Raw genomic sequence first — 9,559 nt, forward strand, 5'->3', positions numbered from 1 at the left:
CTGCGCCGATATCAGGGGCTGCTCTTTGCGCCTGCCCTGGTGCTGATGGTCGGTCAGCTGGCGGCCTGGAGCGGTTACTGGTGGCTGAGCAGCCGGGTCCAGGCGGCCGCCGAGGAGGGGGCCAGGGCGGCCCGGTCGAGCCCCGACCCTCATGTCCAGGAAGAGCTCGCCCGGCGTGCGGCGGCGCTGCGCCTGCCCGGCGACGCCCGCGCACAAGCCACCCGCGTCACCCTGCAGCGGCGCCCCGGCAGCCTGCTGGTGCAGGTCTCGTACGACGCCTCCGACTGGTGGATCTACAGCCTTCGGCGCGTCCTTCCGACCCCGCCGCGCGCGGTGGTCAGGGTGGCGACGTCGCCGCTCCCCTAAGACCTCCTGCTGCTGTTGCTGCTGTTGTTCGTAGTCGAGCGGCCCGGGAGGCGGGATGCACCGCCCAGATTCCGGGCGCCGGCGCCTCTGGAAAATCAGCGGCTTTCACGTGCCTGCGGGTGACACGGGGGTACGGCCCCGTTACACCGCGAGAGGGGACGGTCAGGGATGAGTCTGCTTGGGTCGACTGGTCGTCGCAGTCGCCGCCTCTGCGGCTTTGTGTGCTTGGGCCTCGGCCCCACGCGCCTTTGCTCAGTCGCCGCGCGCAACCATCGAAGGTGAGCTCGACGACGAGCTCCGGGCCGCCATCGCCCAGGCGATCGGCGAGACCGAGCGGCCGATTCAGAACCGCTTCGACGCCCGCCGCCGGGCCCGGGAGGCGGCCGAGGACGCCATGGCCGTCCTGCGCAGCGAAGGCTACTACGCCCATGAGGTCGAGGCCGACCTCACCGAAACCGAGCCGCCGGTTCCCATCGTTCGGGTGACGCCGGGCCCGCGGTTCACCGTCGCCGCGCCCAGGCTGGATTGGGTCGGCGAGCCGCCGCAGCCAGAAGTGCGCCAGTCCGCGGAGGAGGCGCTGCTGCTCGAGCCCGGCGCGCCGGGCCGGGCGGCCGACGTGCTGGCGGCGGAAGGGCGCGCCGTCGCCGCCGTCCAGAAGAGCGGCTACGCCGACGTCGCGGCCGCGCCTCGCGAGGTGATCGTCGACCACGCCGACAGCACCCTTCGCCCCACTTTCCGCATCAACGCCGGCGACCTGGTGCGTCTCGACGGGCTGCAGCTGGTCACCGAGGGGCGCACCAATCCCGAGTGGGTCCAGCGCCTGGCCCCCTGGCGCGAGGGCGAGCCCTACGATCCCGAGGACGTCGCGGAGCTGGAGCGCCGGCTGCTCGACACCGGCGTCTACGACTCCGTCACCGTCGGCCTCGCGCCCAAGGAGCGGACGACGCCCGAAGGCCTCCGGCCCATCGTGGTCAGCCTGGCCGACCGGGAGCGGCGCACCCTGGAGCTGGGCGCCAGCTATTCCACCACCGACGGGGCCGGAGTCGAGGCCCGCTGGACCCGCTACAACGTGCTCGGCCGCGCCGACACCCTCGAGCTGCTCGGCCGTCTCTCCAGCATCGACAGCCGGCTCGGCGGCGAGCTCAGCCTGCCGCACTGGCGCCGGCCACAGCAGACGCTGCGGCTCGGCGGGGCGGCCTACCAGGTCAAGACCGACGCCTACGACGAGACCGGCGCGGGCGTGCATGCCGACATCACCCGCCGCTACGGCAAGACCTCCTACCTGACGGTCGGCGCCACTCTGGACCTCAGCCGCACCGAAGAGCTGAGGCGCGGCGCGCTCTCCCCACTGGGCCGGGATTTGGTGACCGGCACCCTGCTCGGCGCCCTGGCCCTCGACCGGTCCGACGACCCGCTTGATCCCAAGCGCGGCTGGCGCGTGGAGGCGCGGGTCGAGCCGACGCTGATCGCCGGCGAAGACACCCTGCCGTACCTGAAGCTGCAGACCCAGGGTACGGCCTACTATCCCCTCGACGACGAGGGCCGCACGGTGATCGCGGGCCGGCTGCGGGTCGGGACCATGGTCGGCGGGACGATCCCCGAGGTGCCGGCGTCCCGCCGCTTCTACGCCGGCGGCGGCGGGTCGGTGCGCGGCTACGCCTATCAGGCGGTGGGTCCGAGGCTGGAGGACAACACGCCCCAGGGCGGGGTCTCCCTGCTGGAGACCTCCATCGAGGTGCGCCGCAAGCTGTTCGGGCCCTGGGGCATGGCGGCGTTCATCGACGGCGGCGCCGTCGGCACCGATCCGTTCCCGGCGGGCAAGGACTTCAGCGTGGGCGTCGGCGTGGGCGTGCGCTACGACCTCGGCTTTGGTCCCATCCGCGCCGACATCGCCGTCCCGCTCGACCGGCGGACCAGCGATGCGCCCTTCCAGGTCTACCTCAGCATCGGGCAGAGCTTTTGAGCACCGAGACTGCAGAGGCTCCCAAGCGCCGCCGGGCGCGGCTTCCCAAGGCGATCGTCGTCGTCTGCGCGGTGCTGGGCCTGCTGATGGGCGCGGCGCTGGTGGCGACCCGATACGGCGTGCTGCTGCCGCAGACCCGGCTGCTGATCGAGGCGCGGACCGACGGGCTGAAGCTCGGCCGCTTCGGGCGGCTGAAGCTCTATGGGCTCTCAGGCGACGTGTGGCGCAACTTCAGCGTCCGGCGGCTGACCATCTCCGACGAGAAGGGGGTCTGGCTCGACGCTCGAGACGTCCAGGTGGAATGGGACTACAGCCAGCTGTTCTTCCGCCGGCTGCTCGCCGACGAGATCACCGCCAAGAGCGTGCAGTTGGTCCGCCGCCCGACGCTGGAGCCCAGCACCAAGTCGCCGGGCATGCCGTTGTCGGTGGACATCGACGCCTTCAGCGCCCGTGTCGAGCTGTTGCCGGCGTTCAGCTACGAACGAGGCGTCTACGACCTCACGGGCGAGGTGGAGCTCGGCCGTCGCAACAGCGGACAGAGCGGCCGGATCGAGGCCGACAGCGTGCTGCGTCCCGGCGACCACCTGGACGTCCGCTTCGAGTTTGGGGGCCGCCGGCCGCTGAAGGTCGCCGCCCGGGCGCTGGAGGCGGAGGGCGGGGCGCTCGCCGGCGCCCTGGGCCTTCCCACCGACCAGCCATTCGCCCTGCAGGTGGACGCCAACGGGAAGATGAGCGAGGGCCGGTTCTCGGCGGCGGCCACCTCGGGGACCGCCAGCCCGCTGCAGGCCCACGGCGCCTGGAACCCGCAGGGCGGCCAGGCGGCCGGCCGGCTGGTGCTGACCGCCTCGACCCTCACCCAGGGCTACGCCAACGCTTTCGGCCCGGAAGCGACATTCAGCGTCACCGGGCGCAAGGCCGGCGGCTCGCTCTTCGACCTGGTCGCCGAGGCCAAGGCCGAGAACCTGCTGGTGAGCGCCCGCGGCCTGGGCAATCTCGGCGAGCGGCGCACCGGACCGCAGGGCTGGACGATCAGCGCCCAGACCCCGCTGGCGGCCCGCATCATCCCGTTCCCACCGATGGGCGCGATGCGCGCCAGCGGGGTGCTGACCGGCGAATGGGAGACATGGAAGCTGGTCGGGAACGCCTCGGCCGAGGACGCCAACGTCCTCGACTATATCGCCGAGCGCGCCTCCGGCCCGGTGACGGTCACCCGCAAGAACCAGATCATCGCCATCGAGACCAAGCTCGCCATCGCCGGCGGGCGCAGCGAGAACCTTCTCGGCCCGCTGCTGGGACCGACGCCCAAGGCCGAGGTGGCGCTGGAGCGGCTGGGCGACGGCCGATGGCTGGTGCGCGACCTGAAGGCGGACGGGACCGGCCTCAACATCACCGGCAGCGGCGGCATCGGCCTGTTGGGCAACTTGAGCTTCAAGGGCCGGGCGCAGGTGACCAACCTGCCGGCCGCGCGGATCGGCGCCTCAGGCGTGGTCAACGCCGAGTGGCGGGCGACGCGGGACCGTGGCGAGACCTCGCCGTGGCTGTTCGACGTGGACGCCAAGGGCCAGCGGTTCGCCTCCGGGTTCGCCGAGCTCGACCGGATCTTAGGCGCCTCGCCGACCCTGAACGGCAAGGCCAGCTGGCGGGACGGGCTGTTCTCGGTCGCCCAGGCCCGGCTGAACGGGGCCAAGGGGCGCGCCGACTTCGCCGGCGTGCTCGGCCCGGAGACCAACCTGGCCTTCAAGGGCGACTGGTCGGCGGACGGGCCGTTCCGGGCCGGGCCGGTGGAGATCACCGGGGCCGCCAAGGGAACCGGCGCGGTTGGCGGGACCCTGCTGACGCCGCGGGTCGACGTGGTCGCCAACGCCGAGGCCGTCGACTTGCCGCAGCTGCCGCTGCGGGACGCCCGCATCGTCCTCAGCTTCCTGAGCCGCCCGGACGGGTCCAGCGGCACGATCGCGGTCACCGCCGCCAGCGAGCACGGACCGGCCAAGGGCTCGGCAGCCTTCCGCTTCCCGCGCGGCGGCGTAGACCTGACGGACGTGGCGGTGGACGCCGGCGGCATCCGCGCTACCGGGGCGCTCTCGCTCCGTCGCAACACCCCGTCCTCGGCCGACCTGCAGCTGGCGGTCGGCCCCGGCATCCTGCTCGACCGCGGCGAGGTGGCCGGTCGGGTGCGGCTGGTGGATTCCGCCGGCGGCCGTGGAGATTTCGACCTCACGGCCCGCGGCGCGGTCCCGAAGGGCGCCCGCTTCTCCATTGCTCGTGGCCGCATCACCGGCCAGGGGCCGCTTTCGCGGCTGCCGTACACCGTCGAGGCGACCGGGGCCTCCACCAGCGGGCGCTGGACGCTGAACGGGCAGGGGACCCTGGCCGACTCCGGTCCCGGCTACACCCTCACTCTGGCCGGCGCCGGCAAGCTCGGAGACCGCGAGCTGCGCACCGCGGAGCCGGCGGTGTTCGGCTTCGGCGGCCCGGCCCAGACCGCCAGGGTGCGGCTGGCCACCAGCGGCGGGGGCCTGCTCAACGTCGATGCGCGGCTGGACGAGACCGCCGCCGACCTGCGGGCCCAGCTGACCCGTCTCGATCTGCAGCTGTTCAACGAAGACTTGGCCGGCCGGATCAACGGCGTGCTGGCCCTCCGCGGCCGCGGCGACCGGCTGGACGGGGTGCTGGACGCCAAGCTTGAGGACGCCCGCGGCCGCGGCTCCGATCCCGTCCAGGGGCTGGACGGATCGCTGCTGGCCCGGCTGTCGGATAATCAGCTGACCATCGACGCCGACGCCGGCAACGCCCAGGGCCTGCGCGCCGCCGCCCACGTGGTCCTTCCGGCCGAGGCTTCCGCCAGTCCGCTGCGCCTGGCTCTGAACCGCCGCCGCCCGATCAGCGGCCAATTCCAGGCCAACGGGGAGATCCGTCCGCTGTGGGACCTGCTGATCGGCGGCGAGCGAACCCTGTCCGGCCGGGTCAGCACTCAGGGCACGCTGAGCGGCACCCTGGCCGATCCGAAGGCCCGCGGGAAGGGCGCGGTCGATGCCGGCCGCTTCGAGGACGCCGTCACCGGACTCACGCTGCAGGACGTGGTGCTGCGGGCCGACTTCACCAACGCCGGCATCGACGTCACTCAGATGAGCGGCCGCGGTCCCGAGGGCGGCGCCGTGCAGGGCTCGGGCAACATCAGCCTGACCCGCAACGGCGAGAGCAGCTTCCGGCTGGACCTGAAGAGCTTCCGCCTGATCGACAACGAGATGGCCACGGCGTCGGCCAGCGGGCAGGCGACCATCAACCGGGCCGCGGACGGCCGCGTGCGGCTGGCCGGGGCGCTGACGATCGACCGGGCCGACATCGCCGCCGACCCGCCGACGCCGTCGGGCGTCGTGACCCTCGACGTGATCGAACGCAACAAGCCCGAGGATCTGGACGAGCCGTTCGACATCCGGCCGCGCCAGGGACCGGCCATCGCCCTAGACGTTACCCTGAAGGGGCCGCGCCGGGTGTTCCTGCGCGGCCGCGGCCTCGACGTGGAGTTCTCGCTGGACGCCCACGTGGCCGGAACCACCGCGCGGCCGCAGCTCACCGGCACGGCTCGCGTGGTCCGCGGCGGCTACGAGTTCGCCGGCAAGCGGTTCGAGTTCGACGACCGGGGGGTGGTCTACCTGGCCAGCAGCGCCGAGGGCATCCGCCTGGACCTGACCGCCGTCCGCGAGGATCCGGCGCTCACCGCCGAGGTGCGCATCCGCGGCACCGCGGCCGAACCGGAGATCACGCTGACCTCCCGGCCGGTGCTGCCCAACGACGAGGTTCTCAGCCAGGTGCTGTTCGGCCGCTCGGCCTCCCAGCTCTCGCCCCTGGAGGCGGCCCAGCTCGCCTCGGCGCTGTCGGCCCTGGCCGGCGGCGGAGGTTTCGACGTGATCGGCGGCCTGCGCACCTTCGCCGGCCTCGACCGGCTGGCGCTGGTGGGCGGCGACGAATCCGGCGTGATGGTCGCCGGCGGCAAGTACCTGACCGAGGACGTCTACCTGGAGATTATCGGCGGCGGTCGCCAGGGTCCGGCGGCGCAGGTGGAGTGGCGGGTGAGCCGCAACCTCTCGGTCCTCTCGCGCCTGACGGGCCAGGGCGACTCGCGCCTGGCGGTGCGCTGGCGGCGCGACTACTGAGCCGCCTTGCCCTCCGCGTAGGCCTGGGTGCCCCGGGTGAACACCCGGTCAGTCGGCAGGACGGCGTCGATGGGGATGTCCCAGGCCGAGCCGAGCCGCTCGTAGATGGGCCCGAAGTCCTGGCGCTTGGCGTCCAGCAGAGCGTCCAGGCTCGGCACCACGAAATAGACCTGCTGGAAGTCGTCGATCCGGTAGGGGGTGCGCATCACCCGCTCCAACTCGAAGCCCAGGCGGTTGGGCGAGGTATCGTCCAGCGCGAAGATCGTCTCGGCGTGCGAGGAGACGATGCCGGCCCCGAGGATCCGCAGGCCCTGCGGGGTGTCCAGCAGGCCGAATTCCACCGTGTACCAATATAGCCGGGCAAGGTTCTTCAGCCGCCCCAGCCGCATCGCCCGCCGCCCGCCCTCGCCGTAGGCCTGCATGAAGTCGGCGAAGACCGGGTCGGTCAGCATCGGCACGTGGCCGAACACGTCGTGGAAGACGTCCGGCTCCTGCAGGTAGTCCAGCTGATCCGGCCCGCGGATGAACCGCCCGGCCGGGAAGCGGCGATTGGCCAGGTGGTCGAAGAACACCTCGTCGGGGACCAGCCCCGGCACCGCGACAACGCGCCAGCCGGTGAGCCGGCCCAGCTCCTCGTTGATGCGGGCGAAGTCGGGGATGCCGGTGCGGTGCAGGTCCAGGGCCTCGAGGCCCTTCAGGAACGGATCGCAGGCCCGGCCCGGCAGCAGCGCCGCCTGGCGCTCGTACAACGTGATCCAGACCTGGTGCTCGGCCTCGGTGTAGCCGGCCCAGTCCTGGTCGATCGTCCAGTCCGCCCGCGCCCCAGGCGGCGGCGAGGCGAATCCATCCGCGCTCATGCGCAGAGAATGGACCCCTGGTTGCGAAAGTTCCGTGCGTTTTTCTTCGCTCAGGCGCCAGTCAGCGGCAGGATCGTGCGCGCAGAAGCGCCTAATGGCTGATGCGGGGCCGCAGGGTGTACTGGCCTTCGCGGAAGCTCTCGAAGAGCAGCGAGGTCTGGGGGTGGCCGACCGGCTCTCCGGTGTCGTCGGGCACCAGGTTCTGCTCGGAGACGTAGGCCACGTAGGAGCTCTGATCGTTCTCGGCCAGCAGATGGTAGAACGGCTGGTCCTTGTGCGGCCGGATGTGGGACGGGATGGAGAGCCAGTACTCCTCCGTCTCAGCGAACTCGGGATCGACGTCGAAGATCACGCCCCGGAACGAATAGACCCGGTGCCGGACCACTTGGCCGATCGCAAACTTGGCGCAACGAGCATCCATGCGGGAGAAGTTAACACCCATTATCTAACCGAGAAGTGAACGCGCTTGAGGCGCGAGCCGTCAGCTAGCGCGCAAGCCGCGGAACGGGAAGCCCATTCGGGGCGTGACGATCCGCGCCGCTTCCTAAGCGGGGGCGGGCCCTGATATGGTCACAATCGAAATCAGGCGCCCGATGATGGCTGCGCCTGCGAAGGACGGATGCTGTCCATGGACGAGGCGCCGAGCGCGCCCGGCGCCTTGCGGCGCGCTGGGGAGACGAGTGCGGGCGAGCCGCCCTGCTACGCTGCGCTCGACCTGGGCACCAACAACTGCCGCCTGCTGATCGCAACGCCAGCTTCGTCCGGCTTTCGGGTCGTCGAGGCCTATTCGCGAATCGTCCGGCTGGGGGAGGGGCTCTCCCAGACGGGCCGGCTCTCCGAGCACGCCATGGAGCGGGCCCTGCAGGCCCTCAAGGTCTCGGCCGAGAAGGTGCGCCGCCGCCGGGTGGTGAAGCTCAAGGCGATCGCCACCCAAGCATGCCGCTCGGCCGCCAATGGCGCCGAGTTCATCGCCCGGGTGGCCCGCGAGACCGGCCTTCGGCTGCAGGTGATCACGCCCCACGAGGAGGCCCAGCTCTCGGTGGCCGGCTGCCTCAATCTGCTGGACCGCGAGGCCGACGCCGCCCTGGTGGTGGACGTGGGCGGCGGCTCCACGGAACTCTCCTGGGTGGACCTGAACGCCGGGGGCCTGGACGAGCCGCCGGGGCAGTTCGCGCCCGGCCGCCTGCCGATCCGGGCCTGGCTCTCGATTCCAATCGGGGTGGTGACCCTGGCCGAGCGCTTCCCCGAGGGCGAACAGGCGACCAGGGCGTGGTTCCGGGCGATGGTCGATACCGTGAAGGCCGAGATCGCCGCCTTCGACCGCGCCGATTCCATGCGCCCGATCTTCGAGGCCGACCGGGCTCACCTGATCGGCACCTCCGGGGCGATCACCAGCCTGGCGGGGCTGCACCTCAATCTGCGCCGCTACGACCGCTCGCGGGTCGACGGCATCTGGATGCACCGTGACGACTGCGACGCGGCCGCCCTTCGCCTGCTGAACCTGTCGCCGCGCGAGCGCGCGGACCAGCCCTGCATCGGGCCCGACAGGGCCGACTTGGTGCTGGCCGGCGCGGCGATCCTGCAAGCCGTGCAGGAACTGTGGCCCTGCTCGCGCGTGCGGGTCGCCGACCGCGGCCTGCGCGAAGGCATCCTGCTGTCCCTGATGAGCCAGGGGGCCGGCCGCAGGCGCAGGCGCCGTCGGCGGTCGCGGCCATGAGCGAGCCACCCCGCAAGCGGATGGTTCGGGCGCCGACCCGCGGCGGCGACGAGGCCCGGGCGACGCCCGCGCGCCTGAAGAGCGCCAAGCAGCGCACGCCCTCGTCCCAGGCCTGGCTCGAGCGGCAGATCAACGACCCCTTCGCAGCCAAGGCCCGCGCCCAGGGCTACCGCTCCCGCGCCGCCTTCAAGATGGCCGAGATCGATGACCGTCTGAAGCTCTTCAAGCCCGGGGTCCGCGTGGTGGACCTGGGCGCGGCGCCCGGTGGCTGGACCCAACTGGCGATCGAGCGGGGGGTGACCCACGTCGTCGGCGTCGACCTGTTGCCCGTCGACCCGCTACCCCCGGCCCAGCTGATCCAGATGGACTTCACCGACCCCGCCTGCGGGCCGAGGCTGATCGAGCTGCTCGGCGGCGCGCCCGACGTGGTGCTGTCCGACATGGCCCCGAACACCGTCGGCCACCGAAAGACCGACCACCTGCGCATCGTGTCCCTGATCGA

7 protein-coding genes are annotated in these 9,559 nt (G+C 72.1%); 5 read left to right on the plus strand and 2 right to left on the minus strand.

Annotated elements, in window-relative coordinates; genetic code table 11:
• The 3 genes from VHK87_RS19170 to VHK87_RS19180 form a co-directional block, all read left to right on the plus strand.
• On the plus strand, positions 1-366 hold a 366-nt coding region (locus VHK87_RS19170), incomplete at its 5' end, for a hypothetical protein (protein ID WP_329636497.1).
• Positions 367-544: 178 nt separating this feature from the next.
• Positions 545-2,329, plus strand: coding sequence for an autotransporter assembly complex family protein (locus VHK87_RS19175; RefSeq protein ID WP_329636498.1), 1,785 nt, complete (start codon positions 545-547; stop codon positions 2,327-2,329).
• On the plus strand, positions 2,326-6,483 hold the full coding sequence (locus VHK87_RS19180) for a translocation/assembly module TamB domain-containing protein (protein ID WP_329636499.1): 4,158 nt from the start codon (positions 2,326-2,328) through the stop codon (positions 6,481-6,483). The genes VHK87_RS19175 and VHK87_RS19180 overlap by 4 nt, the downstream gene beginning before the upstream one ends.
• On the opposite strand, the gene phhA is transcribed toward VHK87_RS19180, so the two are convergent.
• Complete coding sequence (phhA, locus tag VHK87_RS19185; RefSeq protein WP_329636500.1) at positions 6,477-7,340, minus strand: phenylalanine 4-monooxygenase; 864 nt, start codon at positions 7,338-7,340, stop codon at positions 6,477-6,479. The two genes, VHK87_RS19180 and phhA, sit on opposite strands and share 7 nt — an antisense overlap.
• A 91-nt stretch (positions 7,341-7,431) precedes the next feature.
• A complete protein-coding gene (gene hspQ, locus VHK87_RS19190; protein ID WP_329636501.1) occupies positions 7,432-7,761 on the minus strand; it encodes a heat shock protein HspQ in 330 nt (109 codons plus the stop codon).
• Positions 7,762-7,968: 207 nt separating this feature from the next.
• On the opposite strand from hspQ, the gene VHK87_RS19195 reads away from it, so the two are divergent.
• Together VHK87_RS19195 and VHK87_RS19200 are read left to right on the plus strand one after the other, a co-directional pair.
• Complete coding sequence (locus VHK87_RS19195; protein ID WP_329636502.1) at positions 7,969-9,057, plus strand: Ppx/GppA phosphatase family protein; 1,089 nt, start codon at positions 7,969-7,971, stop codon at positions 9,055-9,057.
• Positions 9,054-9,559: RlmE family RNA methyltransferase (locus tag VHK87_RS19200; RefSeq protein WP_329636503.1), on the plus strand; the 506-nt coding region annotated here is incomplete at its 3' end. The genes VHK87_RS19195 and VHK87_RS19200, both read left to right, overlap by 4 nt.

It is taken from the genome of Phenylobacterium sp., from assembly GCF_036263695.1.
Taxonomy (GTDB): Bacteria; Pseudomonadota; Alphaproteobacteria; order Caulobacterales; family Caulobacteraceae; genus Phenylobacterium.

What these genes read in the sequence shown, in the direction of transcription:
- phhA (WP_329636500.1), bottom strand. Translation starts at nt 7,340, where the DNA reads ATGAGCGCGGATGGATTCGCCTCGCCGCCGCCTGGGGCGCGGGCGGAC.
- hspQ (WP_329636501.1), bottom strand. Translation starts at nt 7,761, where the DNA reads ATGGATGCTCGTTGCGCCAAGTTTGCGATCGGCCAAGTGGTCCGGCAC.
- VHK87_RS19195 (WP_329636502.1), top strand. Translation starts at nt 7,969, where the DNA reads ATGGACGAGGCGCCGAGCGCGCCCGGCGCCTTGCGGCGCGCTGGGGAG.